Below are 24,183 nucleotides of genomic sequence, written 5' to 3'. Positions count from 1 at the left end.
TTCCTCGGGGTTCCTCGGGGTCGCTCGGGGGTTCCTTGGGCTCCTCGGCCGGCTGGTCCCGGTGTGGTGAGCCCAGCCTGCCCTCCCGCAAGGACGGGAGGCCATGGGGGTGGTCGCCCTCGGCGCCCGGGGGATAACCCCACCTCCGGCGGGCGGCCGGCGCCCTGCGGGGAGGTCCCGCCGTCTTGCACGCCGGGCGCGGTGCACAGCCTGGGGGCAGGTGGACCTAGACTCCCAGGCGTACGAAACGTCATGGCTGCGTAAAGGACACCGATCATGGAGGCAACGCAGGCGCCCCACGCGGTGGGACAGCTCACCCAGTGGGCCGCCGCGGCTGCGGACGACCCGGCGACGGGCGGCGGCTACTTCGACGCGTACTCGACGGTCGGGCTGCTCGCCGTCGTCGGGGTGCTCTTTGTCGCGGTGGCCTTCACCGCCAACCGCCTGATGCGGCCGGTGGCACCCACGCCGGAGAAGCTGCTCAGCTACGAATGCGGCGTCGACCCGGTGGGGGAGGGCTGGGCCCAGACCCAGATCCGCTACTACGTGTACGCCTTCCTGTATGTGATCTTCGCGGTGGACGCCATCTACCTGTTCCCGTGGGCCACCGTGTTCGCAGCCCCCGGCTACGGCGCCGGGACGCTGGTGGAGATGTTCATCTTCATCGGGTTCCTCGCCGTCGGCCTGCTCTACGCCTGGAAGAAGGGCGTCCTGGAATGGACGTGACCCCCGCTCTCAGCCCCCACGGCCACAGCCACGGCCATGATCACGGCCATGGCTCCCCGGTCGGCGGCGCCGTGCCGCTCGGCATGCCCGACCCGTCGCGGCCCGGCGCCGCCGTCGAGCAGCGCCGCCTCGGCCCGCTGGCCCGGCTCGCCCCGGACCCGGTCAAGGTCGTCCTCAACTGGGGCCGCCGCTACAGCCTCTGGTGCTTCAACTTCGGCCTGGCCTGCTGCGCCATCGAGTTCATCGCGGCGTCGATGGCCAGGCACGACTTCATCCGGATGGGAGTCATCCCGTTCGCCCCCGGACCCCGGCAGGCCGACCTGATGATCGTCTCCGGCACGGTGACGGACAAGATGGCGCCTGCGGTCAAGCGGCTCTACGAGCAGATGCCCGAGCCCAAGTACGTCATCTCCTTCGGCGCCTGCTCCAACTCCGGCGGCCCCTACTGGGACTCGTACTCCGTCACCAAGGGCGTCGACCAGATCATCCCGGTCGACGTCTATGTGCCCGGCTGCCCGCCGCGCCCCGAGGCACTGCTCCAGGGCATCCTCAAGCTTCAGGAGAAGATCGCCCACGAGTCGCTGGCCGAGCGCTACGCCGACGACGCCCCGGCCACCGCCGCCCGCGTCCCGGACGCCGCGCTCCGCCGCCCGCTGGTCGCCGGACCGGCCCCGGAGCAGCAGCACGGAGCAGCGCAGTGACCTTCGACCGCACCCCGGAGGAGGTGGCCACGGCCGTCGGCCCGTGGGCCACCGCAGAGGAGAGCCACCAGCTGCTCACGGTGGACGTACCCGCCGAGCACTGGACCGAGGCCCTCACCGCCGCCCGGGACACCCTCTCGCTGGCCTACTTCGACTGGCTGAGCGCGGTGGACGAACTGGCGGAGGGCTTCTCCGTCGTCGCCCATCTCGCGGCGGTCGGCGACGCCGCCCCCGTCCGGCACCTGCTGCTGCGCACCCGCGTCCCCCGGGACCGCGCCTCGCTGCCCACCGCCACCGGCGTCTACGCCGGGGCCGGCTGGCACGAGCGGGAGACCCACGAGATGTTCGGCATCGACTTCCCCGGCCACCCGGGGCTGACCACCCTGCTGCTGCCGGACGGCTTCGAGGGACACCCGCTGCGCAAGGAGTTCGTGCTGGCCGCGCGGGTCGCCAAGGCATGGCCGGGCGCCAAGGAGCCCGGCGAGAGCGACCATGGCGAGGGCCAGGCGGCCGGACGCCGCCGGATGCTGCCGCCCGGCGTGCCCGACCCCAATGAGTGGGGCCCGCTGAAGGGCACCCTGCCGCCGGTCGCCGAACGCCCCGCGCGCGGCGCCCGCGCGGCCGGTGCCGCCGGGCGTGCAGCCGGAGCCGGAGCCGCTGCTCCTGCCGCCGCAGGGGAGCGCCCGGTGCGGGCCGACCGGCCCCGCCGTACCCGCAGCGTCAGCGAGGGCTCCGCCATCCAGGCTGCCGCCACCCCGGAGGCTGCCGCCGAGCAGGCGCCCATCCCCCAGCGGGAGCGCCGCCGCACCCCGGACGCCCCCTGGCAGACCACCCCGGCGCCCGCCGCCCCCGAGCCCGACACCAAGCCCGAGCCCGGCCGCGACACCAAGCCCGAGCCCGCACCCGGGGCCGCACCCGAGCCTGGTGCCAAGCCCGAGCCCGCACCCGAGCCCCGGCCCGAGCGCGACACCGAGCCCGGCAGCACCCCCGAGACCGACCCCCGCCCGGACGGAGACGGCGCATGAACCTGCTGGACGCGCTGCTCCGCTGCGTCGCCGCCCTGGCCGCGTTCCTCGTCATCCCCCTGGTCATCGGCCAGACCGAGCACAAGGTGATGGCCCATATGCAGGGCCGCCTCGGCCCGATGTACGCGGGCGGCTTCCACGGCTGGGCGCAACTGGTCGCCGACGGCGTGAAGTTCGCGCAGAAGGAGGACGTGGTCCCCTCCGGCGCTGACCGCCGCATCTTCCAACTCGCCCCGGCCGTCGCCCTGCTGCCCTACCTGGTCGTGCTGATCGCCATCCCGCTCGGCCCGAACGGCCTGGTCGGCCAGGTCGTCGACGCCGGACTCTTCTTTGTGCTCGCGGTGATGGGCATCGGCGTACTCGGCTCGCTGATGGCCGGTTGGGCGTCCGCCAACAAGTTCTCCCTCCTCGGCGGCATCCGCACCGCCGCCCAGCTGATGTCGTATGAGCTGCCGATGCTGCTCGCCGCCGCCTCGGTGGCCATGGCGGCCGGTACCCTCTCCCTCCCCGGGATCGTCGACGCCTTCCACTGGTGGTGGGTGCCGTGGCAGATCATCGGCGGGTTCGTCTTCTTCACCGCGGGCCTCGCCGAGCTGCAACGCCCGCCGTTCGACATGCCGGTCGCCGACTCCGAGATCATCTTCGGCGCCTACACCGAGTACACCGGGCTGCGGTTCGCCCTCTTCCTGCTCTCCGAGTACGCGGGCATCCTCGTCCTCTGCGCGCTGACCACCGTCCTCTTCCTGGGCGGCTGGCACGGCCCGTTCTCCGACGGGCTGGGGTGGCTGTGGACGCTGCTCAAGATCTTCGTCCTGGCCTTTGTGGTGATCTGGCTGCGCGTGACCTACCCCCGGCTCCGCCAGGACCAGCTGATGCGCTTCGCCTGGACCGTCCTCATCCCGCTCTCCCTCGCCCAGCTGGCCCTCACCGGCATCGTCAAGGTGGTGATCTCCTGATGGCTCCCCTCCCCGGTCGTGGCCTGGCCAAGGGCCTCGCCGTCACCCTGCGGACGATGACCCGCAGGTCCGTCACCGCGCAGTACCCCGAGGTACAGCCCGAGCTGCCGCCGCGCACCCGTGGCGTGATCGGCCTGCTGGAGGAGAACTGCACGGTCTGCATGCTCTGCGCCCGCGAGTGCCCGGACTGGTGCATCTACATCGACTCCCACAAGGAGACGCTGCCCGCCGTCGACCCCAACGCCCGGGCGCGCACCCGCAATGTGCTGGACCGCTTCGCCATCGACTTCTCGCTCTGCATGTACTGCGGGATCTGCATCGAGGTCTGCCCCTTCGACGCGCTCTTCTGGTCGCCCGAGTTCGAGTACGCCGAGACCGACATCCTCGAACTCACCCATGAGCGGGACCGGCTGCGCGAGTGGATGTGGACGGTGCCCGCACCGCCCGCCCTCGACCCCGCCGCCGAGGAGCCCAAGGAGATCGCCGCCGCCCGCAAGTCCGCCGACAAGCTCGCGGCCGCCGCAGCGGCAGCCGCCGCCGCGGAGAACGCAGAGGAGCAGCAGGACACGTGACCGCCGCCCTCCACCTCGCCGCCGGCCCGCTCTCCTCCCAAGGGCACTCCTTCCTCTCGCCCACCGGGGTCGAGATCGTCTTCGTCCTGGTCGGCCTTGCCGTGCTCGGCTCCGCCGTGCTCGCCGTCACCACCCGGCAGCTGGTCCATGCCGCGCTGTGGCTGGTGGTGGCGCTCGGCGGGCTCGCCGTCGAGTTCCTGCTGCTCACCGCCGAGTTCATCGCCTGGGTCCAGGTCCTCATCTACATCGGGTCGATCGTCGTCCTGGTCCTCTTCGGTCTGATGCTCACCAAGGCACCCATCGGCAGCTCGCCCGACGCCGACTCGCGCAACCGCCCGGTCGCCCTCGGGGTGGCCGTGGCCGCTGCGGCCACCCTGGTCACCCTGGTCGTCGACGCCTTCCGCTCCACCTGGGTCGACCTCGGCGCGGGCGGCGGCAGTGCCGAGGTCACCGGCGCGAGCCTCTTCCGCCACTGGGTGCTGCCCTTCGAGGCGCTCTCCGTACTCCTCCTCGCCGCCCTGGTCGGCGCCATCGTGCTCTCCCGGAGCGAGACGGCCCGAAGCGCGCTCCGCCCGTCCCGGCCCCGCCCCGGCAAGGCGACCTCGGCACCCCGACCCCCGGCACCTCGACCCCCGGCACCTCGACCCCCGGCACCCCGACCCCCGGCACCCCGAGCAGCCGCCCCCCGCCCCGCAGCCCCCGACTCCACGGCCACCCCACCCCCGCCGCGGCCCCCGCGAACCCCCCGCAGGAGCGCTGACCGCCGATGCACCTCGCCTATCCCGCCGTCCTCGCCGCCCTGCTCTTCTGCATCGGCCTCTACGGTGTGCTCGCGCGGCGCAACGCCGTCCTCATGCTGATGTCCGTCGAGCTGATGCTCAACGCGGTCAACCTCAACCTGGTGGCCTTCGACGTCTGGCTGCGTGACACCCTCCACGCCGGCCAGGCGCTCACCCTCTTCACCATCACCGTCGCCGCAGCGGAGATCGGCCTCGGTCTCGCCATCGTCCTCATGGTCTTCCGCAGCCGTGGCACCGCCGACGTCGACCGGCTCCGCGACCTTGCCGACAGCATCGCACCCCCCACTGACAACACCCCCGACTCCGCCCCCGACAGTCCCCCCTCCCAGGACGCCGACCCGGTGAAGGGCAAGGCCGCCGCATGACCGTCACCCTCGCCGTGCTCGTCCCCGTGCTGCCCGCGCTCGGCGCCGCCGCCGGGCTCGCCGCCGGCCGCCGCGCCCCCGGCTTCGTACGGCCGCTCGCCGTCCTCCCCGTCGCCGCCTCCGCCGTCCTCGCCCTGCTGGTCGCGCTGGACCTGGGCACCGGCAAGGCCCTGGACGCCGCCACCCGGCTCACCCCCACCGGCGGACCGGCCATCGACCTCGCCCTCCACCTGGACGGCTTCGCCATCGCCATCGCCGTCCTGGTCGGCATCGTCGCCACCTGTGTGCAGGTCTACTCCACCGCCTATCTGCGCGACGACCCGCGCTACCCCTCCTACGCCGCCCTGGTCTCCCTCTTCACCTCCGCCATGCTGCTGGTCGTCTACTCCGGCGACCTGATCGTGCTGCTGGTCGGCTGGGAGATCATGGGCATCTGCTCGTACTTCCTGATCGGCCACCACTGGGAGACCGCCGACGCCCGCTCCGCCTCCCTCAAGGCGTTCCTGGTCACCAAGCTCGGCGATGTGCCGTTCCTCTTCGGCATCTTCGCCCTCGGCGCCGACGCCGGCACCTTCCGCATCAGCGGCGTGCTGGACGCCGCCGCCCACGGACACCTGGGCCACCCCACGCTGGTGGCCCTGCTGCTGCTCGCCGGGGTCGCCGGCAAGTCCGCCCAGTTCCCGCTGCACACCTGGCTCCCGGACGCCATGGCCGGCCCCACCCCGGTCTCCGCGCTGATCCACGCCGCCACCATGGTCGCGGCCGGCATCTACCTGGTCGCCCGCCTCCTCCCGGTCTTCCTGCTCTCCGGCGCCGCCCTGGTCGTGCTCGCCGTGATGGCCGCCGTCACCATGATCGGCTCCGGACTCTGCGCGCTCGCCCAGGACGACATCAAACGGGTCCTCGCCTACTCCACGGTCGGCCAGCTCGGCTACATGGCCGGAGCCCTCGCCTCCGGCGACCGCGACGCCGCCGTCTTCCACCTCCTCAGCCACGGCTTCTTCAAGGCGCTGCTCTTCCTCGCCGCCGGTGTCGTCATCCACGCCGCCCACACCAACTCGCTCACCGCCATGTCCCGCATGCCGGGGCTGCGCCGCCGCGTCCCCGACGCCTACTGGACCATGGGCATCGCCCTGGTCGCCCTGGTCGGCCTGCCGCCCTTCGCCGGGTTCTTCAGCAAGGAGTCGGTGCTCACCGCCGCCGAGCACGCCGCCACCGGCGACGCCCTCACCCGCGGCCTCGCCCCGGCCGGCCAGGTACCCGCCTCCGCAGGCTGGATCGTGCTGGTCGCCGCCGCCGTCACCGCCCTGCTCACCGCCGCCTACGCCACCCGGCTCTGGCTGCTCGCCTTCCACGCCCCCACCGCACGCCCCGTCGTCGCCGCCGTCACCCGCGAGGACCCCGCATCCCACCCCGCCGAGCCGCACGCCATGCGCTGGCCGCTCTGGGTGCTCGCCGTGCCCACCATCGCCTTCGGCGTCGCCGGGCTCCGCCAGGACTGGCTCCCCTCCCTGCTGGACGGCGGCTCGCTCCGCCCCGCCCTCACCACCACCATCCTCGGCACCGGCCTGGCCGTGGTCGGCATCCTGGTCGCGTACACCGCCTGGCGCACCGCCTCCCAGCGGGTCGCCCAGGCCCAGGCGCACGCCGCCAACGCCGTCCTGGAACGCGCCGCCGGGCACGCCGTGCGGCCCGCCGGCACCGAGTCCACGCCCGAGGAGACCCCGGCCGACCTCGCCGCCGACCTGCACCCGCACCCCGTCGGCGTACCGCCCACCCATGAGGCCATCGCCGCAGCGGCGGCCGCCGCCGAGGCCGTCCCGCTCACCCCCGACCCGGCCCGCACCCTGCTCGGCCCGCTGCTCACCCCGGCCACCCGCGGCTTCGGCGTCGACCGGGCCTACGGCGCGCTCTTCGTCCTCCCCTTCACCGCCGCCGCCCGCCTGGTCCACTTCCTGGACCGGGAGGTCGTCGAGGGCTATGTCAACGGGACCGGCCTCGGCGCCCGCTGGCTGGGCGCCGCCGTCCGCCGCGCCCAGACCGGCAACGCCCAGACCTACCTCAGCGCGCTGCTCGCCGGTGCCGTGATCATCGCCGTCGCCGTGGCGGTGGGCGCATGACCCCCGTCACCCCCCTCGCCACCGGCACCCCTGCGGCAGCACCAGCCCCCCTCCCGGAGACCGCCCGATGAACGCAGTCCTCATCGCCCTCCTCCTGCTGCCGCTGCTCGGCGCCGCCGCCACCCTGGTCCCGCGCGCCTTCGGCGCCGACCCGGCGGTCCGGGACCGCCGCGCCCTGCGCTTCGCCACCGCCGTCACCGGCCTGGTCCTGCTGCTCGCCGTCGCCCTCGCCGCCGGCTTCGACCACGGCAACCCCGGCCGGATGCAGGCCGTCACCGACGTCCGCTGGATCCCCGCCCTGGACGTACGGCTCCACCTCGGCGTCGACGGCATCTCCCTCCCGCTGCTGGTACTCACCGCACTGCTCACCTTCCTCTGCGCGCTCTACTCCACCCGCCGCCTCCCCGACGGCCCCGGCACCCCCTCCCCGCTGGCCTTCACCGGCCTGCTGCTGCTCCTAGAAGTCGGCATGCTCGGCACCTTCGCCGTACTTGACCTGCTGCTCTTCTTCCTCGCCTTCGAGGTCGTGCTGATCCCGATGTACTTCCTCATCGCCCGCTGGGGCGGCGAGGGACGCGGCCCCGCCGCCAACCGCTTCATCCTCTACACGCTGCTCGGCTCCGCCGTGATGCTGCTCGGCCTGCTGCTGCTCGGCAGCAAGGCCGGCACCTTCGACATGACCGCCCTCGCCACCCGCCACGGCGCCGGCCTCTCCCACACCACCCAGGTCATCGCCGTCCTCGCCATCGGCCTCGGCCTGGCGGTCAAGGCCCCCATGTGGCCGCTGCACAGCTGGCTGCCCGACGCCCACACCGCCGCGCCCACCGTCGGCTCCGTCCTGCTGGCCGGAGTGCTGCTCAAGATGGGCACCTACGGCTTCGTCCGCGTCGTGCTGCCCGCCACCCCCGACGGCGCCGCCACCCTCGCCCCCTACCTCGGGGCGCTGGCCGCCGTCGGCATCGTCTACGGCTCCCTCGCCTGCCTCGCCCTGGCCCGCCCCGGCGCCAAGGGCGACCTCAAGCGGCTGATCGCCTACTCCTCCGTCGGCCACATGGGCTTTGTGCTGCTCGGCATCGCCACCCTCACCCCCACCGGCATCAACGGCGCACTCTTCGCCAACATCGGCCACGGCCTGATCACCGGCCTGCTGTTCTTCCTCGTCGGCGCCATCAAGGACCGCTACGGCACCGCCGACCTCGACCACCTGGCCGGAGCCACCACCGCCACCGGCGCAGCCCTCTACGGACGCGCCCCCCGCCTCGGCGGACTCCTCGCCTTCGCCGCCGTCGCCAGCCTCGGACTGCCCGGACTGGCCGGGTTCTGGGGCGAACTGCTCGCCATGTTCGGCTCCTTCCATCCCGCCGCAGGGCTCTCCCGCCCCGCCTACCTGGTCTTCATGGCCCTGGCGGGCCTCGGCACCCTCCTCACCGCCGGCTATCTGCTGACCGTCGTACGCCGCGTCTGCATGGGCGACCCCGCCGACGCCCCCCGCCTCGCCGCAGAGCCCGCCGGTACGACGCAGCAGCCGGCCATCGCCGACATCAAGCCCTACGAGGCGGCCGCCTGGACCCCGCTCGCCGCCCTCACCGTCCTCGCCGGGCTGTGGCCCGCCGTCCTCCTCGGCCTCTCCGACCCTGCGGTCAAGAGCCTCCTGGGAGGCGGCTGACCCATGCCGCTCACCAGCCTCCTCACCTCTCCCACCCCCGGGCAGCCCGCCATGACCGCCATGACCGCGACGACCACCCCCCACCAGCTGGCCGACCTCGCCGTGGCCAACCCGGGCGCACTCATCCAGTCGGTCGACTGGGTCGCCATCGCCCCACCGCTCATCGCCGCCGTCGCCGCCCTCGGCATCCTCGTCGCCGACCTGCTGCTGCCCGCCCGTCGCAAGCCACTGCTCGGCTGGGCCGCCGTCGCCGCCCTCGCCCTCGCCCTGCTCGCCCTCATCCCCCTGCGCCACGGCGACCGCGCTACCTTCTGCCTGAAAACCGTAGCGGCCACCACTGACAACGGGGGCTGCTCCTATGTCGCCGACCACTTCACCCTGGTCTTCCAGCTGATCGCCCTCGGCGGCGCCCTGCTCACCGCCCTGCTCTCGGTGCACACCGTGGACGAGCAGCGGATGCCCGCCGGCGAGTACTGGTTCCTGCTGCTCGGCAGCGCCACCGGCGCCGCCCTGCTGCCCGCCTCCCGCGACCTGGCCACGCTGATCATCGCCCTGGAGGTGGTCTCCCTCCCCGCCTTCGCGCTGGTCGGACTCCGCCGCGACCGGCTCGGCGGCGAGGCCGCCCTGAAGTTCTTCCTCTCCTCGGTCACCGCCACCGCCGTGATGCTGCTCGGCGTCAGCTTCGTCTACGCCGCCGGCGGCTCCCTCCACCTCGCCGCCCTCGCCGACGGCCTGGACCACGCCCCCGCCCAGCTCCGGCACCTGGCCCAGGCCGGCGCGGCGCTCACCCTGGTCGGCTTCGCCTTCAAGGTCGCCGCCGTCCCCTTCCACTTCTGGCTGCCCGACACCTACACCGGCGCCCCCGTCCCCGTCGCCGCGTACCTCTCGGTGGTCTCCAAGGCCGCCGGACTGGCCGGTATCGCCCTGGTCACCACCCTCGCCTTCCGCCCCTACGCCCACACCTGGGGCCTGCTGCTCGCCATCCTGGCCGCCGCCACCATGACGGTCGGCAATGTCGCGGCGCTGCGCCAGCGCCCCGACACCCCGCGCAGCGCGGTACGGCTGCTCGCCTGGTCCTCCATCGCCCAGGCCGGCTATCTGCTGGTGCCGCTGGCCGCCGCCGGGTACGGGCACGACGGCAATCCGCTGGGCGCCACCGCCGCCTACGCCCTGATCTACGCCGTGGTGAACCTGGGCGCCTTCGCGGTGGTCGCCGCCGTCGGCCGCACCGCCGCCGAGAACCGGCTGGACGACTACCGCGCCCTCTTCTCCCGCCGCCCCGCCTCGGCCCTGGCGCTCGGCTTCGCCCTGCTCTGCCTGGCCGGCCTGCCGCCGGGCGTGGTCGGCGTCTTCGCCAAGGTCGTGGTCTTCCGCGCCGCCGTCGACGCCGGGCTGGGCTGGCTGGCCGTGGTGATGGCCGCCAATGTCGTGGTCGCGCTGTACTACTACCTGGTGTGGACGGCCAAGCTGTTCACGCCCCAGGCCACGCCGCAGCCCCAGGCGCAGGCCCAGGCGCAGCCCGAGCCCCAGCCGCAGGCGCACCGGATGCCCGCCCCGCTCAGCGCCGCCGTCGCCCTCACCGCCGTCGGCGCGGTCGTCCTCTCGCTGGCCCCGCAACTGGTCCTCCAGGTGGTCTCCACCACCCTCTTCTGACCGCGTACGGGTTGCGCGCACCCGGCGGGCGGGGGAGAAGGGAACCAGCGCCGTTCGTCCCCGCGTTGACCGGACGAGAAGGCTTCCCGTCGCACGTCTTGGAGGGCCGGCCGTGCACCGCCAGCACAACGGGCTGAGGACCGCCGTACTGATCGGCGTCCTGTCCGCGCTGATCGTCCTGATCGGCAGCTTCTTCGGCCGCACCGGCCTGCTGGTCGCCGTCGTCGTGGCCCTGGGCACCAACGCCTACGCCTACTGGAACAGCGACAAGATGGCCCTGCGGGCGATGCGCGCCCGCCCGGTCAGCGAGATCGAGGCCCCCGGGCTCTACCGCATCGTCCGCGAGCTCTCCACCGCCGCCCGCCAGCCGATGCCCAGCCTCTACATCTCGCCCACCGCCGCCCCCAACGCCTTCGCCACCGGCCGCAACCCGCGCAACGCGGCGGTCTGCTGCACCGAGGGCATCCTCGGCATCCTGGACGAGCGCGAACTGCGCGGCGTACTCGGCCATGAGCTCAGCCACGTCTACAACCGCGACATCCTGATCTCGTCGGTGGCCGGCGCACTCGCCTCCGTGGTGATGTTCCTGGTCAACTTCGCCTGGCTGATCCCCTTCGGCCGCAGCGAGGACGACGACGGTCCCGGCATTGCCGGGCTGCTGCTGATCATGATCCTCGGCCCGGTGGCGGCCTCCCTGATCCAGCTCGCCGTCAGCCGCTCCCGCGAGTACCAGGCCGACGCCGACGGCGCCCGCATCACCGGTGACCCCCTCGCCCTCGCCAGCGCCCTGCGCAAACTGGACGCCGGTACCAGGCAGCTCCCGCTGCCGCCCGAGCCGCAGCTCCAGACCGCCAGCCACATGATGATCGCCAGCCCCTTCCGCCCTGGAGAGGTCGGCGCCAGGCTCTTCTCCACCCACCCGCCGATGGCGGAACGTATCGCCCGGCTCGAACGCATGGCAGGGTACCGATCATGAGAACCGTTCTGAACCTGATCTGGCTGGTGCTCTGCGGCTTCTGGATGGCGATCGGCTATGTCATCGCGGGCCTCATCTGCTGCATCCTGATCATCACCATCCCCTTCGGCATCGCCTCCTTCCGGATCGCCTCCTACGCCCTCTGGCCGTTCGGCCGCACCACCGTCGAGCGGCGCGACGCGGGCGCGGGGTCCCTGATCGGCAATGTCATCTGGATCATCGTCGCCGGCTGGTGGCTGGCCCTCGCCCACATCACCACCGGCATCGCCCTCTGCCTCACGATCATCGGCATCCCCCTGGGCATCGCCAACTTCAAGCTGATCCCCATCTCCCTCCTCCCCCTCGGCCGCGAGATCGTCCCCACCGACCAACCCTTCGCCACCCGCTGACCACCGCCACCCGGACCGCTCCGGCCGGGCACCACGCCCCTCAGCACAGGGGCAGCCGGACGATCACGGTCTTGCCCCGGCCGTCCCGGTCCGACGGAACCTCCACGCCGCCCCCGGCTTCCTCGACAAGCCGGCAGACCAGGTAGAGGCCCCAGCCGCCGCTGTCGTCTGCGTGCGGCACCGGCAGCGCGCGGGGCCGGTAGGGATGCCGGTCGTGGACGGCCAGGACCAGTTGGCCCGGCTCGACCGTGAGCCGGACATCGAAGGTGGGGGAGGCGACGGCCGCGTGCCGAACGCAGTTGGTGGCCAGCTCGTTCAGCGTGATCAACGCCGTGTCCACGATGGGGTGTTCGCGGCTCAGGCCATGGGCGGCGAGCGCGCCGATTGCCTCCCGCCGAAGCTGCGGTACCGATGCCGAGACCGCCGGAAGCGTCAACCGCAAGGTCGATGCGGAGGGCTTGAGCACGGTCACATCGAGCTCCCGCGCGGTGCGGACTGCCCCGGGTCCGTGTAGCTCGGTCCGATGCGGTGGCCGGGCCCGCAGCGGCGCACCAGCAGGAGCCGGGTTCCGGCGGCGGCGATCCGGTCGCTTCTGGCGCGTACGACGGGCCTCGGGCCGAGGTGGGAAGCCGTGGGCAGCACGACCCCGTAGGTCCCGGACATGGCCAGTACGTCCAGCAGTCCGGTGAACGCCGGAGAGGATGCGTCCTCGGGACGATGGCGTTCCGTGAAGACCCCGGCGAGCAGCAGCTCGTGCCGTCGGCAGTACTCGGCCAACGCCTGGGCCAGGGCGGCGTGCCGGGATACCGGCGCCCTGACCAGGTGGAGGAATCCGTAGACGACGGGACTGTGGAGCGGGCGGTGCTCGGTCAGCGGTTCCATGGGTGCTCGACCATCCTTTGGCCAGCCTGACTGATGAGACGTCAGCTACAGCTGGTAGTCCGGGGAATCGGTTGCTTCGAGCGTGCCGGGCGGGCCGATGTGGCGGGAATGGTCTCCTGTTGCACTTTTGATGCACTTTCGCCTCCCTCTGTCAGTGCCGGGTGCTTCCATGGCTGCGAAGGGAGGCGACTCGTGGCGACCGTGCACCAATGGACCGGCCTTGAGGCCAAGGCCCTGCGCGCTGCCCTGCGCATGAGCATCCGGGCCTTCGCCGAGCACTTGGGCGTCGCGCCCCGTACGGTGGCCAAGTGGGAGAAGCTCGGCACCAGTACCCGGCCACAGCCTGACACCCAGGCCATCCTGGACACCGCTCTCGCACGCGGCGACGTGGCCGTGCACCTGCGCTTCGAGGTGGCGCTCTCTGAAGCCGGCGTGAGCGCTGCCCCACGTGTCACGACGGCCGGCCCCCGGCTGTGGGAGTACGAGACCTGGACCGAGGACCTGGACCGCACAGTCATCGCACTCAGCCGCCAGAACTTTCCCTTCGCCCACAGCCTGCTCGGCCGCTGGACCAGCCGGTGGACACCTGGCGAACTGGACGAGCGCGGCCTGTACCTGCTCGGCCGCTCCACTCTCCTCGAAGCCGACCTGCAACGTGACCAAGGCCTACTGCTGGGTCCGCTGTCCGCCCAGCACTCCTACGCCAGGGCTCAGCAGATCTTCACCCGGCTCGACGTGCCCCGCCGGATCGCGCAGGTCGAACTGTCCCAAGCCGTGGTCGCCGAGATGAGCGGCAAGCTCGACGCCGCCGCGCGCCGCTACGAACTTCTGGCCATGGACGAGCGGCTCTCGCACCGCGACCGTGCCCGCGCCCGGCTGTGGGTCGGCACCGCGCTCAGCAAGGAGGGCAACCAGGAGTACGCGGCCCGCGTCATGCTCGCCGCCAGCCGAGACTTCGAAGACCTGACCGAGCCCGACGACTGGTCGGTCGCCCAGCAGAAACTCGCCCTGGCCTATCGCGGTGCTGGTGACCTGACCCGTGCTCTGCACTTCATCGACACCGCGCGCGCGACCGGCACCACCGACACGCCCATGCAGCGCGTCCGCCTGGACACCGCTCACGGGCACATCCTGCTGTCGGACCCTGCGACCGTGGATGATGGACTCCGCGTCCTCGACCAGGCGGCGAAGGCGGCCGCGCGGTACGGCCTGTGCCACCAGCTTCGTTCCATCGAGGGCATCCGGACCTCCAGCCGGGGGCTGCCCTGCTCCGGGCGACGGTGACCAGGGAGACGCGCGTGGCGGACAACAGACCGGGCCTGGACGAGGAGCAGCGGCAGCAGGCCAAGCTGCTCTGGGACTACCACCAGATGCACCACGACCTGCGCCCCGCCGACGCCGCGATCGGCTTGGGCAGCCACGACTTCGGTGTGCCCGCCTACTGCGCCGAGCTGTACCGCGCCGGCCTCTTCCCCGTGCTCGTCTTCTCAGGCGGACCCAATCCCACCGCTCCCGAGCGGTTCCCACGCGGCGAGGCGGTCCACTTCCGCGAGCACGCCACCGCCCTCGGCGTGCCTGAGGCGGCGATCCTGGTGGAGCCCAACGCCACCAACACCGGCCAGAACATCACCCTGTCGCGGCAGGTCATGGCCGAGGCCGGGATCGAGCCCAGCACGGTGATGCTGATCGCCATGCCGTACATGGAACGCCGCTCCTACGCCACCGCCCGCAAGGTCTGGCCCGAGGCCCGGATCATCTGCGCCTCTCAGCCCACGGACTTCGACGACTACCTCAAGGCCATGGGCGACGAGTGCCGGGTCGCCGAGATGCTCGTCGGCGACCTCCAGCGGGTGATCGAGTACCCGAAGCTCGGCTTCGCCATCGAGCAGGACGTTCCGGGGGACGTCCATGACGCCTACCAAGCCCTGGTTCGCGACGGCTTCACCAACCGCCTCCTGGCGATCTGAGCCACTACCCTCAGCCGCACGCGGCGGACTACCGGATCGCCCTCCACGACGTCCAGCCCACCCGCCGCGACGACTTGCCTCGCCACTCTTCACGCCCCGACCAGCGGCAGTGGCTCGGCCCGGCCGTTCGCAACGACTGGCCGACCTCGCCGCCGCCACCGGAGCCAGGAGTGGCCGGATGACGCGGCGACGGCATGGCCTGCTTGCGGTGCCGTACCGGGCCTGTGCGGCGATAGCGTCGCCTCAGTCATCCGCTTGGGAGGGTTGGACTTGGAACGTCGACAGTTCCTCGCCGCCGCCACCGGCGCCTATGCGCTCGCCGCCCTGTCCCTCCCCGACCTGGACGCGGTCACCCGCCGAACCCGCGCCGTCGCCTCGGGAAGGCCGGTCGACGTCGGCTGGGGGGAGGTGATGGCGATCCGGCAGATGACCTCGGTGCTCGGCGACGCCGCTTCCGAGATCGGCGGCGGCCACGCCCGTCACCTGGCCGTGCGCTACCTGACCCAGGACGTCGCCCCCTGGCTGCACGGCACCTACTCGGAGGAGACCGGGCGGGAGCTGTTCGCGGCGACCTCGCAGCTGGTCCACCTGGCCGGGTGGATGGCGGGCGACGAGGGCGACCAGGGACTGGCTCAGCAGTACTACGCCCACTCCTTCCGCCTGGCTGCCGAAGCCGACGACCCCGAACTGGCCGCCACTGCCCTGCGCGGCATGGCGGTGCAGGCCATCGAACTGGGCCACCGCGCCGCCGCCGTCCGCCTGGCGGAGGAGTGCGTCCACTACGCACGCGGTGTCGAGGACCCCCGGGCGGTTGCGTACTACCAGGCCACACGTGCCAACGCCGCCGCGCTGGACGGCGACCACCGTGCCGCCGCCATCGCGCTCTCGGCCTCCCAGAGCGCGATCGAGAACGCCCCGAAGACCCCGGGGGAGTCCTGGGCCGCCCACTACGACGCCGGACGGTGGGCCCATGAGTCCGGGATGATCCTGGTCCGGCTGGGCGATCTGGACGCGGCCCGGGACCACCTCCGCCACGCCCTCGACATCCACGGCCTGGACCGCCGCCGCACCCGCGCCATCGTCCTGGCCGACCTCGGCCAGGTCCACCTCCGCCGTGAGGACACCGACGCCGCGCTCGCCACCTGGAGCGACTTCCTCGACACCGCCGAGGGCGTCCGCTCCGTCAGGGTCACCGAGGCCGTGGCGGAGATGCGGGCCCGCCTCGGCCGGCTGCGCGACGTCCCCGCGGCCCGGCAGCTCGACCAGCGCGCCGCGACGATCACCTGAACTCTGCACTCGCCTCAGGCCATGACGAGACAGGCGAGGCGGGCGAGACGGGCACGACGAGGGCCGCGATCGAGTCGGTTCTCGGCGCGGTGCCCTCGTGTGCCCTGCGGCGGACTATCGCCCTAGCGGTAGTTCACAAACTGGAGGGCGAAGTCCAGGTCCTTGCCCTTGAGCAGGGCCTGGACGGCCTGGAGGTCGTCGCGGCTCTTGGAGGAGACCCGGAGTTCGTCGCCCTGGATCTGCGCCTTGACGCCCTTGGGGCCCTCGTCCCGGATGATCTTCGAGACCTTCTTGGCGTCCTCCTGGGAGATGCCCTCCTTGATGGAGGCGGAGATCCGGTACTCCTTGCCGGAGAGCTGCGGCTCGCCGGCGTCCAGCGCCTTCAGCGAGATGCTCCGCTTCACCAGCTTGGTCTCGAAGACGTCGAGGATCGCCTTGACGCGCTCCTCGGAGTTGGCCTTCATCTCGATCTTCTCGCCCGACCAGGCGATGGACGCGCCCACGTTCTTGAAGTCGAAGCGGGTGGCGATCTCGCGGGCAGCCTGGTTGAGGGCGTTGTCGACCTCCTGCCGCTCGACCTTCGAAACGATGTCGAAACTGGAGTCGGCCATGCTGTCGGTTCTCCTTGACGCTGGTACGGCACTGGCTGCCGCCCACCCTATCCACCCGGCCCGGCGGCGGTCGCCGCGCAAGCCTGCCTCCCGGATGATCCAACTGTGATCAACCGGGTGGCGGACCACCCCCGGGGATCGGGTATTGTTTACGACGTCGAGCGGGGCCCCGGCCCGGTGAGATGACCCGGCGGGTTGCCCGAGCGGCCAAAGGGAGCAGACTGTAAATCTGCCGGCTATGCCTACGTAGGTTCGAACCCTACACCCGCCACAGCATCGCCAAGAGGCCCGCCACCTGCGGAAACGCAGGTGGCGGGCCTCTTTTGCGTCCGGCTTCCCGGGTGGGCGGTCTCGGGTGGGTATGGATGGGGACCATGACCACCCCGCGCAGACCCGAGCGCCGTGGCGCGCGGGCGGCCACCGCGCACCATGTGTGGTACGCCGCCTACGGATCGAACATGCATCTCCACCGGCTGCTGTACTACCTGGCCGGGGGCAGGCCGCCGGATGGGGCGCGGCGGTATCCAGGGTGCCGGGACACGCGGCGGCCGGGGCGGATGGTGCCGGTGATGCTGCCGGGGCGGCTGTACTTCGCGATGGAGTCCGGGGCGTGGACCGGCGGCATGGCGTTCCACGACCCGGGCGATCCCGGGGAGATGCCGGCGCGGGCCTACCTGGTGACCGCCGCGCAGTTCTCGGACATCGCGGCGCAGGAGATGTACCGGGAGCCGGGGGCGGATCTGGAGCTGGCCGGGGTGCTGGCGGACGGCCGTGCGGAGCTGGGGCCCGGGCGGTACGAGACGCTGGTCTGCTGCGGGGTGCTCGACGGGTACCCGGTGCTGACCTTCACGGCGCCGTGGCGCAGCTCCGAGGTGGAGTGGCGGCGGCCGGCCGCCGCGTATCTGCGGTATCTGGCGTCGGGGCTGGTGGAGGCGCACGGCTGGGAGGTGGGGAGGGTCGCCCGCTACCTCAGCAGCCGTCCGGGGGCGGCCGGCCGCTGGCGTCCGGAGGAGGTGGCCGCGCTCGTGCCCGACCTGGAGGCGCCGGTGCGGCCCCGGGCGGCCCGGGAGGGCCCGGGGCGGCGGGTGCCTTGACGGGGCGGTCCCGTTGAGCACACGATCGGAACCCCGGGTGGTACTCGGCCGGGGTCGCTCCCGTGAGAGGAGTCGACCATGCACCACACTCCTTCCTCCGCCCGCCCCCTCTGCTTCGGGTCGGTGGTGGTCCTGCGGGGTGAGCTGGATCTGCTGACCGCGCCGGGCGCCGACCGGCTGCTGGCGGAGGCGGCCGACAGCCATCCCGGGTGCGATCTGCTGGTCGACCTGCGGGAGGTGACCTTCGCGGACTGCGCGGGGCTGGGGCCGCTGGTGCGGGCGGCCCGCCGGGCGCGTGAGCGGGGCGGCACGGTGACGGCCATGGTCACCGAACCCCGGCTGCTGAGGCTGCTGACGCTGACCCGGGTGGCCGAGGTGGTGGCGGTGCTGCCCGCCCTGGACCCGTCGGCCGCCACGCCGCCGCAGCAGGAGGCCCGGGAGCGGGCGCCCGTACCGGACGCCCCGGTCGGCGCCGGGCCCGCTGCGGGAAGCCCCCCGCGCAGCGGCGGAGCGCGGGGCGCAGGAAGCGCGGGCGGCACGCGGCCGAGGTGACGGTGGTGAGCCCGCACTGGCCTGTCCGGGTGATTCACCGGAGAGGCCGCCAGGCCGCCAGGCTGCCGCAACCGAGCCGCCCACGGCATGGCGCCGTACCCCCGCACCCGTCCCCACCTGCGGAAACAGCCCATCGGCAGGGACTCGGGGGCCCACCGCGCGCGGCTGGGTGAAGCCCCCGGGCGGCGGCCCCCGGCGGCATACGCTCGCGCTGTGTTCAATCTGACCGCAGCGCTCAAGCGCCTGGTGATCGGCCGGGCCATGCGCAGCGAGGAGCTGCACGAGACGCTGCTTCCCAAACGCCTGGCGCTGCCGATCTTCGCCTCCGACCCGCTCTCCTCGGTGGCCTACGCCACCCAGGAGATCCTGCTGGTGCTGACCGTCGGCGGGCTCGCCTATCTGCACTTCACGCCGTGGATCGGGGCGGCGGTGGTCTGCCTGATGGCGGTGGTGGTGCTCTCCTACCGCCAGGTGGTGCGGGCCTACCCCAGCGGCGGCGGGTCATACGAGGTGGTCTCCACCAACCTGGGGGCCTCCGCCGGGCTGGTGGTGGCGGCGGCGCTGCTGGTCGACTATGTGATGACCGTGGCGGTGTCGGTGGCGTCCGGGGTGGACAACGTCATCTCGGCGGTCCCCGCGCTGGCCGAGCACCGGGTGCTGATGGCCGTGGCCTTCGTCGCCGTGCTCGCCGCGATCAACCTGCGGGGCGTGCGCGAGGCCGGAGCGGCGTTCGCCACGCCGACGTACCTCTTCATCGGCTGCATGTTGATCATGGTCGGCACCGGGCTGGTCCGCTATCTGCTGGGTACCGCCCCGGTGGCCGAGAGCGCCGCGTACGGAATCCGACCGGAACCCGGCAGCCAGGCGCTGGCCGGTCTGGCGCTGCTGATGCTCTGCCTGCGGGCCTTCTCCAGCGGCTGTACCGCGCTGACCGGCGTGGAGGCGATCTCCAACGGAGTGCCCGCCTTCCGCAGGCCCAAGCCGAAGAACGCGGCGGCCACCCTGGCGGCGATGGGCCTGATCGCAGTGGTCATGTTCGCGGGCGTCACCACCCTCGCGCTGGTCGCCAAGGTGCACATCACCAATGACGCCTGCCAGCTCACCGGCCTCCCCGGCAACTGCGCGCACTTCACCCAGCGCACCGTGATCGCGCAGATCGCCGCCGCCGTCTTCGGCGGCACGGACACCTTCCCCTTCTACCTCATCCAGACGGCCACCGCGCTGGTGCTGATCCTCGCCGCGAACACCGCCTTCAACGGCTTTCCGCTGCTGGCGTCGATCCTCGCCCAGCACCGCTATCTGCCCCGCCAACTGCACACCCGCGGCGACCGGCTGGCCTTCTCCAACGGCATCCTGGCGCTGGCCGTGGTGGCGGGCGTCCTGCTGGCGGTCTTCCGAGCCAACGTCACCAACCTGATCCACCTCTACATCCTGGGCGTCTTCACCTCCTTCACCCTCTCCCAAACCGGCATGGTGCGGCACTGGAACCGCGAACTGGCCACCGTCACCGACCCCCCGCTGCGCCGCCGCCACCAGGTCGCCCGGGTGGTCAACGGGGCCGGTGCCGTGGTCACCGGACTGGTGCTGGTGATCGTGCTGCTCACCAAGTTCCTCCAGGGCGCCTGGCTGGCGGTGCTCGCCGCCGTGGTGCTCTGGACCACGATGCGCGGCATCCGCCGCCACTACGACACCTTCGCGGCCGAACTGGCCGTCATCGAACCGCGCGACACCTATCAGCCGCCCTCCCGGGTACAGGCGGTGGTGCTGGTCTCCAAGCTGCACAAGCCGACGCTGCGCGCCCTGGCCTACGCCCGCGCCTTCCGGCCGGACAGCCTGGAGGCGGTCACCGTCGCCGTGGACCGCGACGAGGTCGCCACGCTGGAGGAGCAGTGGCGGCAGTTCGAGATCCCGGTGCCGCTCAAGGTGCTGGACTCGCCCTTCCGGGAGATCACCAAGCCGGTGGTGGAGTATGTGCGCACGCTCCGGCGCAGCAGCCCGCGCGACGTGGTCGCGGTCTTCATCCCCGAGTATGTGGTCGGCCACTGGTGGGAGAACCTGCTCCACAACCAGACCGCGCTCTGGCTGAAGAGCCGGCTGCTCTTCACCCCCGGCGTGATGGTGACCAGCGTGCCGTGGCAGCTCACCTCCTCCGCGCTGGCCGACCACCCGGTGCCCCGCGCGCCGGGCGCGGTGCGGCGCGGCGAGCCCTCGCCGGACCAGTCCCGGCACCACTCGGCCGGGTACCGCTGAGCTTGGCCGCCTGGGTACGCACCGGTCCGATGGCGGGGCGTCAACCGCGTACCGCAGCGGGGCTGAACGGCGGTCGTGCCGACGGGCGTCCGGGGACCCCGGCCGGTACGGTGGCCGGGCCCCGCCGCGTACGGCAGGGCCGACCGGCCCTTCGCCGAACGTTCCCGCCGCAGATGACGGCGCGGCATGGTAGAAAGCACGGCACGCGAGGGCAGCGCACGCTCGGAGGGGAGTCCGGGGTGGGGGAGACCGTTGTGGTGCGGCAGGCGGGGCCCGAGGACATCGCGGCCGCCGCCGAGATCTGGTACGCCTCCCACCTGGCCCGCCGGGGAGGCCGGGCGTTACCCAAGGAGCGGCATGACCTGGCCCATGAGCGGATGGCCGCGCCGGACGGACTCCTGCTGATCGCCGAGGAGTTCGGGACCCCGGACGGCCCGGAGCCCGGCGGCTCCCAAGCCGGGGGGCCCCACGCTGCTGGGTCCCACGCCGCTGGGCCTGGGCCTGGGCACGCCGTACCGCCGCCCGTGGTCGGCTCCGTCCTCGGCGAGCCCGGTCGGGAGGACGACGGCGCCGGGCCTCCGGTGCCCGGACTGCTGCATATCGCGCTGGTCTCGGTGCACCCCGACCGCTGGGGGCAGCATGTGGGACGTCTGCTGCTGGAGGCGCTGCTCGACCGGGCCCCCGCCCTCGGCTACCGGCACGCGCAGCTGTGGGCGCACGCCGACAACACCCGCGCCAACCGCCTCTACCGGGCCACCGGCTTCCGCCGCACCGGCCGTGCCCATATCGACCAATGGGGTGAATTCGTCGTGCACTACCAGCGAAGCGTCCAGGATCACCCGTCCGGGTGATGCGCCACCGGCCCCGGCCCGGTCACCGACCGGCGACCGAGGCCACCGCCTCCGCCACCGGGGTCGCGCCGCCCACCAGCTCCAGCGTCAGCCCCGCCGTACCCGGCGTGTCCAGCAGCGCCGCCAGCACCGCCGCGACATCGTCACGCGGCACCTCCCCGCGCCCGGTGGAACCGGCCAGCCGCACCCGCCCGGTACCGGGGCCGTCGGTGAGCCGCCCCGGCCGCAGCACCGTCCAGTCCAGCGCCGCCCGGCTCCGGACCACGTCGTCGGCGGCGCCCTTGGCCCGCAGATAGGCGCCGAAGACCGGGTCGGCGCCATCGGCCGCCGCCGCGTCCGCGCCCATCGAGGAGACCGTCAGATACCGCCGCACCCCGGCCCGCTCGGCTCCGTCCGCCAGCAGCACCGCCGCGTCCCGGTCCACCGTCTTCTTGCGGGCCGCCCCGCTGCCCGGCCCGGCGCCGGCCGCGAAGACCACCGCGTCCGCGCCGCCCAGCAGCGCGGCCACCTCCTCGACCGATGCCTTCTCCAGGTCCAGCACCAGCGGGTCGGCGCCCACCGCGCGCAGATCGTCGGCCTGCGCCGGATTGCGGATGATCCCGGCCGCCGAGTCGCCGCGCGCGGAGAGCAGCCGTTCCAGCCGCAGGGCGATCTTGCCGTGTCCACCGGCGATGACGATACGCATGGGCCGAGCCTAAGCGGCGGTCGGCCATTCCCGCCCGGCGCAGAGCGTCCGGGCGGCGCTGGCGGTGTGGGTGGTGCGGGCCATGCGGGTGGTGCGGCCGACGCGGGCCGAGCGGGCCGCAGGCCGCTCAGGGGCGCGGCGCGTGGGTCACTCCGGGGGCGCCGAGCGGGCCTGCCGGGGCAGCGGAAGGGTGGTGGTGTCGGCGAACTCGCGGACCGCGCTGGTCCGGCTCGCCACCCGCCCGGCGTGCACCACCAGGCGGCTCTGGCCGCCCGCCAAGACGCCCGCCAGGCTGTCCCCGCGCACCGCCAGCAGCTCCGCCGGGAACCCCGCCTCCACCCGCACCTCGGGCAGCCCCAGCACCGCCCGGGCGCCCGAGCTCACCGCCTCGTACGCCGCCTCCGCCTCCAGCGTGCCCGTCGCCGAGAGCAGAAAGGCGGCCTCCAGCGGGTCGGCCCGGCCGACCGGGTTGCTGAGGTCGCGCAGCGCCCCGCTGCCCGCCGCCACCGCCACCCCGGCCCGGCGCAGCAGCCGCGCCGGCGAGGGCCGCAGCGCGGGCGGCTGCGCCCCGCCCGCGCCGGGCGGCTCGGCGGAGCCGGTGCAGGTGCCGCTCTGCGGCAGGCAGACCACCGCCACCCCGGCGGCGGCCAGCCGGTCCGCGCAGCGGGCCGCCGTCTCGTCCGGCAGCAGGCCGAGCCGGGTGCACGGCCCGATGGCGGCGCGGGGCCGCACCGTGCCCAGCACGCCGGTCAGCCGGGCCAGCCGCGCCGGGTCGGCGCCGTCGGTGTGCAGATCCACCGGGCAGCCGAACTCGCCGGCGATCCCGACCAGCTCCTCCGCATACCCGGCGGGGTCGGGGTCCAGGTCGGGGCAGCCGCCCACGGCGTACGCGCCCATCTTGAGCGCCTCCCGCAGCAGCTCCCGCGCCGCCGCGCCCGCCGCGCCGGTCAGCAGCCGGGGCATCGCCACCGCCTGGAGGTCCACCAGGCCGCGCAGCGCCCGGCGGGCCTGGAGCACCGTCTCCAGCCGCGCCAGGCCGTGCACATCGCCGATCCGGACGTGGGTGCGCTGGGCGGTGGCGCCGTAGCCGAGGCCGGTCAGCGCGGCCTCGGAGACCCGGCGCAGCAGGTCCCGGCCGTCCTCCGGCGGCGGGCCGGGCAGCGCGGCGGAGAAGGCGGCGTCCAGATGGGCGTGCGGCTCGGCCGGGGCGGGCAGCAGCAGATAGCCGCCCAGGTCGATACGGAGTCCGGGCTGGTCACCGGCGGCGGGCGGCGGGCAGCGGAGGCTGCCGGCGGTGCCCACCGCCTGGATGCGGTCCCCGCTGATGCTGACGTCCACCACGCGGCCGTCCAGCAGCCGGGCGCCGGTCAGCAGCAGGACGGGCGGTGCGCCGTCCGATGGCATCTGCGGCTCCTTCCCGCCGTCCGCCGCCAGATCGATGGGTGGAGCCTAGGCGTCCATGGGCGCCAGGGGCGGGAGGCGGGGATTAGTCGTACCGGCGCGGGCCGCAGGGGGCGCGCGGCACCTCTCTGGCCTGCGATCTTCCACGCGGGATACGGATTTCACCTTCGGCCCGGAACCGTGTAATCTCTTCTTCGGCCCGCCCCAATAGCTCAGTCGGCAGAGCGTCTCCATGGTAAGGAGAAGGTCTACGGTTCGATTCCGTATTGGGGCTCTGGTGGTCAGGCCCGTCCTGGTCATCCAAGCGGTGTAGCTCAGTCGGTAGAGCAAGCGGCTCATAATCGCTGTGTCACCGGTTCAAGTCCGGTCACCGCTACCCCGCGTAGCCGGTCGGGGGGACGCACTCCCGATCGGCTACTCTTGTTGCGTTCATTCGTCTGTCCGAGGAAGGCACTCCTGTGGCTGCCACTGACGTCCGCCCGAAGATCACGCTGGCCTGCGTGGAGTGCAAGGAGCGGAACTACATCACCAAGAAGAACCGGCGTAATGACCCGGACCGTCTTGAGATGAAGAAGCACTGCCCCCGCTGCAACGCGCACACCGCGCACCGCGAGACCCGCTGACGCTCGTCGTCAGGCTCTTCGGCTCCAGGCC

At 73.0% G+C, this 24,183-nt stretch carries 25 protein-coding genes and 3 tRNA genes; 23 read left to right on the top strand and 5 right to left on the bottom strand.

Annotation, left to right across the window (positions count from 1 at the left end):
- Positions 1 to 276: 276 nt before the first annotated feature.
- The 12 genes from C7M71_RS12295 to C7M71_RS12240 all read left to right on the top strand — a co-directional run bounded on the left by C7M71_RS12295 (position 277) and on the right by C7M71_RS12240 (position 11,949).
- Positions 277 to 726, top strand: a complete 450-nt coding sequence (locus tag C7M71_RS12295; RefSeq protein ID WP_111494874.1) for an NADH-quinone oxidoreductase subunit A — start codon at positions 277 to 279, stop codon at positions 724 to 726.
- A complete protein-coding gene (locus tag C7M71_RS12290) occupies positions 717 to 1,427 on the top strand; it encodes an NADH-quinone oxidoreductase subunit B (protein WP_407675890.1) in 711 nt (236 codons plus the stop codon). Before C7M71_RS12295 ends, C7M71_RS12290 begins: the two co-directional genes overlap by 10 nt.
- Positions 1,424 to 2,452: an NADH-quinone oxidoreductase subunit C gene (locus tag C7M71_RS12285; protein WP_114914336.1), complete on the top strand. Its 1,029-nt coding sequence runs from the start codon at positions 1,424 to 1,426 to the stop codon at positions 2,450 to 2,452. Before C7M71_RS12290 ends, C7M71_RS12285 begins: the two co-directional genes overlap by 4 nt.
- Positions 2,449 to 3,408 carry an NADH-quinone oxidoreductase subunit NuoH gene (nuoH, locus tag C7M71_RS12280; protein ID WP_111495352.1) on the top strand — a complete coding sequence of 320 codons (960 nt, stop codon included), beginning with the start codon at positions 2,449 to 2,451 and terminating at the stop codon, positions 3,406 to 3,408. The genes C7M71_RS12285 and nuoH overlap by 4 nt, the downstream gene beginning before the upstream one ends.
- Positions 3,408 to 3,980: a NuoI/complex I 23 kDa subunit family protein gene (locus C7M71_RS12275; protein WP_111495354.1), complete on the top strand. Its 573-nt coding sequence runs from the start codon at positions 3,408 to 3,410 to the stop codon at positions 3,978 to 3,980. Before nuoH ends, C7M71_RS12275 begins: the two co-directional genes overlap by 1 nt.
- Entirely contained in the window at positions 3,977 to 4,840 is an 864-nt protein-coding gene (locus C7M71_RS31670) for an NADH-quinone oxidoreductase subunit J family protein (protein ID WP_229758679.1), read from the top strand. Before C7M71_RS12275 ends, C7M71_RS31670 begins: the two co-directional genes overlap by 4 nt.
- A complete protein-coding gene (gene nuoK / locus C7M71_RS12265; RefSeq protein WP_111491655.1) occupies positions 4,747 to 5,145 on the top strand; it encodes an NADH-quinone oxidoreductase subunit NuoK in 399 nt (132 codons plus the stop codon). The genes C7M71_RS31670 and nuoK overlap by 94 nt, the downstream gene beginning before the upstream one ends.
- The gene (locus tag C7M71_RS12260) at positions 5,142 to 7,265 is read left to right on the top strand and encodes an NADH-quinone oxidoreductase subunit 5 family protein (protein ID WP_111491654.1); all 2,124 of its coding nucleotides are present in this window, start codon (positions 5,142 to 5,144) and stop codon (positions 7,263 to 7,265) included. The genes nuoK and C7M71_RS12260 overlap by 4 nt, the downstream gene beginning before the upstream one ends.
- Positions 7,266 to 7,332: 67 nt before the next feature.
- The gene (locus C7M71_RS12255) at positions 7,333 to 8,931 is read left to right on the top strand and encodes a complex I subunit 4 family protein (RefSeq protein ID WP_111491653.1); all 1,599 of its coding nucleotides are present in this window, start codon (positions 7,333 to 7,335) and stop codon (positions 8,929 to 8,931) included.
- Positions 8,932 to 8,982: 51 nt separating this feature from the next.
- Positions 8,983 to 10,584, top strand: a complete 1,602-nt coding sequence (locus tag C7M71_RS12250) for an NADH-quinone oxidoreductase subunit N (RefSeq protein ID WP_175607795.1) — start codon at positions 8,983 to 8,985, stop codon at positions 10,582 to 10,584.
- Between the two features lie 112 nt (positions 10,585 to 10,696).
- The gene (gene htpX / locus C7M71_RS12245; RefSeq protein ID WP_111491652.1) at positions 10,697 to 11,560 is read left to right on the top strand and encodes a zinc metalloprotease HtpX; all 864 of its coding nucleotides are present in this window, start codon (positions 10,697 to 10,699) and stop codon (positions 11,558 to 11,560) included.
- On the top strand, positions 11,557 to 11,949 hold the full coding sequence (locus C7M71_RS12240) for a YccF domain-containing protein (protein ID WP_111491651.1): 393 nt from the start codon (positions 11,557 to 11,559) through the stop codon (positions 11,947 to 11,949). Before htpX ends, C7M71_RS12240 begins: the two co-directional genes overlap by 4 nt.
- 40 nt (positions 11,950 to 11,989) lie before the next feature.
- Here the strand turns inward: C7M71_RS12240 and C7M71_RS30620 are convergent, their stop codons facing one another.
- Together C7M71_RS30620 and C7M71_RS30615 are read right to left on the bottom strand one after the other, a co-directional pair.
- Complete coding sequence (locus C7M71_RS30620; protein ID WP_162824225.1) at positions 11,990 to 12,421, bottom strand: ATP-binding protein; 432 nt, start codon at positions 12,419 to 12,421, stop codon at positions 11,990 to 11,992.
- The gene (locus tag C7M71_RS30615) at positions 12,418 to 12,831 is read right to left on the bottom strand and encodes a hypothetical protein (protein WP_162824224.1); all 414 of its coding nucleotides are present in this window, start codon (positions 12,829 to 12,831) and stop codon (positions 12,418 to 12,420) included. Before C7M71_RS30615 ends, C7M71_RS30620 begins: the two co-directional genes overlap by 4 nt.
- Before the next feature lie 192 nt (positions 12,832 to 13,023).
- On the opposite strand from C7M71_RS30615, the gene C7M71_RS12230 reads away from it, so the two are divergent.
- The 3 genes from C7M71_RS12230 (at position 13,024) to C7M71_RS12220 (ending at position 16,085) form a co-directional block, all read left to right on the top strand.
- Positions 13,024 to 14,115, top strand: a complete 1,092-nt coding sequence (locus C7M71_RS12230) for a helix-turn-helix domain-containing protein (RefSeq protein WP_111491649.1) — start codon at positions 13,024 to 13,026, stop codon at positions 14,113 to 14,115.
- 14 nt (positions 14,116 to 14,129) lie between these two features.
- The gene (locus C7M71_RS12225; RefSeq protein ID WP_111491647.1) at positions 14,130 to 14,798 is read left to right on the top strand and encodes a YdcF family protein; all 669 of its coding nucleotides are present in this window, start codon (positions 14,130 to 14,132) and stop codon (positions 14,796 to 14,798) included.
- 270 nt (positions 14,799 to 15,068) lie between these two features.
- Complete coding sequence (locus C7M71_RS12220) at positions 15,069 to 16,085, top strand: tetratricopeptide repeat protein (protein ID WP_111491645.1); 1,017 nt, start codon at positions 15,069 to 15,071, stop codon at positions 16,083 to 16,085.
- Positions 16,086 to 16,207: 122 nt separating this feature from the next.
- Here the strand turns inward: C7M71_RS12220 and C7M71_RS12215 are convergent, their stop codons facing one another.
- Positions 16,208 to 16,696, bottom strand: coding sequence for a YajQ family cyclic di-GMP-binding protein (locus C7M71_RS12215; RefSeq protein ID WP_111491643.1), 489 nt, complete (start codon positions 16,694 to 16,696; stop codon positions 16,208 to 16,210).
- A gap of 189 nt (positions 16,697 to 16,885) precedes the next feature.
- On the opposite strand from C7M71_RS12215, the gene C7M71_RS12210 reads away from it, so the two are divergent.
- The 5 genes from C7M71_RS12210 (at position 16,886) to C7M71_RS12190 (ending at position 21,443) form a co-directional block, all read left to right on the top strand.
- A tRNA-Tyr gene (locus C7M71_RS12210) sits at positions 16,886 to 16,967 on the top strand.
- A gap of 103 nt (positions 16,968 to 17,070) precedes the next feature.
- The gene (locus C7M71_RS12205) at positions 17,071 to 17,790 is read left to right on the top strand and encodes a histone deacetylase (protein WP_111491641.1); all 720 of its coding nucleotides are present in this window, start codon (positions 17,071 to 17,073) and stop codon (positions 17,788 to 17,790) included.
- Positions 17,791 to 17,868: 78 nt separating this feature from the next.
- Positions 17,869 to 18,342, top strand: coding sequence for an STAS domain-containing protein (locus tag C7M71_RS32585; RefSeq protein ID WP_111491639.1), 474 nt, complete (start codon positions 17,869 to 17,871; stop codon positions 18,340 to 18,342).
- A gap of 261 nt (positions 18,343 to 18,603) precedes the next feature.
- On the top strand, positions 18,604 to 20,592 hold the full coding sequence (locus C7M71_RS12195; RefSeq protein ID WP_194104088.1) for an APC family permease: 1,989 nt from the start codon (positions 18,604 to 18,606) through the stop codon (positions 20,590 to 20,592).
- 239 nt (positions 20,593 to 20,831) lie between these two features.
- A complete protein-coding gene (locus C7M71_RS12190) occupies positions 20,832 to 21,443 on the top strand; it encodes a GNAT family N-acetyltransferase (protein WP_162824223.1) in 612 nt (203 codons plus the stop codon).
- A gap of 22 nt (positions 21,444 to 21,465) precedes the next feature.
- On the opposite strand, the gene C7M71_RS12185 is transcribed toward C7M71_RS12190, so the two are convergent.
- Positions 21,466 to 22,128, bottom strand: a complete 663-nt coding sequence (locus C7M71_RS12185) for an SDR family oxidoreductase (RefSeq protein WP_111491633.1) — start codon at positions 22,126 to 22,128, stop codon at positions 21,466 to 21,468.
- A gap of 147 nt (positions 22,129 to 22,275) precedes the next feature.
- Entirely contained in the window at positions 22,276 to 23,532 is a 1,257-nt protein-coding gene (locus C7M71_RS12180; protein ID WP_114914335.1) for an amidohydrolase family protein, read from the bottom strand.
- A 198-nt stretch (positions 23,533 to 23,730) separates the two neighbouring features.
- Between C7M71_RS12180 and C7M71_RS12175 the strand changes: the two genes are divergently transcribed.
- The 3 genes from C7M71_RS12175 (at position 23,731) to rpmG (ending at position 24,152) form a co-directional block, all read left to right on the top strand.
- A tRNA-Thr gene (locus C7M71_RS12175) sits at positions 23,731 to 23,803 on the top strand.
- 29 nt (positions 23,804 to 23,832) lie between these two features.
- Positions 23,833 to 23,905 (top strand) — tRNA-Met (locus tag C7M71_RS12170).
- An 82-nt stretch (positions 23,906 to 23,987) separates the two neighbouring features.
- Positions 23,988 to 24,152, top strand: coding sequence for a 50S ribosomal protein L33 (gene rpmG, locus C7M71_RS12165; RefSeq protein ID WP_004571794.1), 165 nt, complete (start codon positions 23,988 to 23,990; stop codon positions 24,150 to 24,152).
- Positions 24,153 to 24,183 lie beyond the last annotated feature (31 nt).

The sequence above is a fragment of the Peterkaempfera bronchialis genome (assembly GCF_003258605.2).
GTDB lineage: Bacteria > Actinomycetota > Actinomycetes > Streptomycetales > Streptomycetaceae > Peterkaempfera > Peterkaempfera bronchialis.
This window is presented reverse-complemented; position numbering and strand designations above follow the sequence as displayed.

Excerpts from the sequence above, each read along its gene's own strand:
- C7M71_RS12295 (WP_111494874.1), top strand. The coding sequence starts at position 277 with ATGGAGGCAACGCAGGCGCCCCACGCGGTGGGACAGCTCACCCAGTGG.
- C7M71_RS12290 (WP_407675890.1), top strand. The coding sequence starts at position 717 with ATGGACGTGACCCCCGCTCTCAGCCCCCACGGCCACAGCCACGGCCAT.
- nuoH (WP_111495352.1), top strand. The coding sequence starts at position 2,449 with ATGAACCTGCTGGACGCGCTGCTCCGCTGCGTCGCCGCCCTGGCCGCG.
- C7M71_RS12275 (WP_111495354.1), top strand. The coding sequence starts at position 3,408 with ATGGCTCCCCTCCCCGGTCGTGGCCTGGCCAAGGGCCTCGCCGTCACC.
- nuoK (WP_111491655.1), top strand. The coding sequence starts at position 4,747 with ATGCACCTCGCCTATCCCGCCGTCCTCGCCGCCCTGCTCTTCTGCATC.
- C7M71_RS12260 (WP_111491654.1), top strand. The coding sequence starts at position 5,142 with ATGACCGTCACCCTCGCCGTGCTCGTCCCCGTGCTGCCCGCGCTCGGC.
- C7M71_RS12255 (WP_111491653.1), top strand. The coding sequence starts at position 7,333 with ATGAACGCAGTCCTCATCGCCCTCCTCCTGCTGCCGCTGCTCGGCGCC.
- C7M71_RS12250 (WP_175607795.1), top strand. The coding sequence starts at position 8,983 with ATGACCGCCATGACCGCGACGACCACCCCCCACCAGCTGGCCGACCTC.
- C7M71_RS12240 (WP_111491651.1), top strand. The coding sequence starts at position 11,557 with ATGAGAACCGTTCTGAACCTGATCTGGCTGGTGCTCTGCGGCTTCTGG.
- C7M71_RS30615 (WP_162824224.1), bottom strand. The coding sequence starts at position 12,831 with ATGGAACCGCTGACCGAGCACCGCCCGCTCCACAGTCCCGTCGTCTAC.
- C7M71_RS12215 (WP_111491643.1), bottom strand. The coding sequence starts at position 16,696 with ATGGCCGACTCCAGTTTCGACATCGTTTCGAAGGTCGAGCGGCAGGAG.
- C7M71_RS12205 (WP_111491641.1), top strand. The coding sequence starts at position 17,071 with ATGACCACCCCGCGCAGACCCGAGCGCCGTGGCGCGCGGGCGGCCACC.
- C7M71_RS32585 (WP_111491639.1), top strand. The coding sequence starts at position 17,869 with ATGCACCACACTCCTTCCTCCGCCCGCCCCCTCTGCTTCGGGTCGGTG.
- C7M71_RS12195 (WP_194104088.1), top strand. The coding sequence starts at position 18,604 with ATGCGCAGCGAGGAGCTGCACGAGACGCTGCTTCCCAAACGCCTGGCG.
- C7M71_RS12185 (WP_111491633.1), bottom strand. The coding sequence starts at position 22,128 with ATGCGTATCGTCATCGCCGGTGGACACGGCAAGATCGCCCTGCGGCTG.
- C7M71_RS12180 (WP_114914335.1), bottom strand. The coding sequence starts at position 23,532 with ATGCCATCGGACGGCGCACCGCCCGTCCTGCTGCTGACCGGCGCCCGG.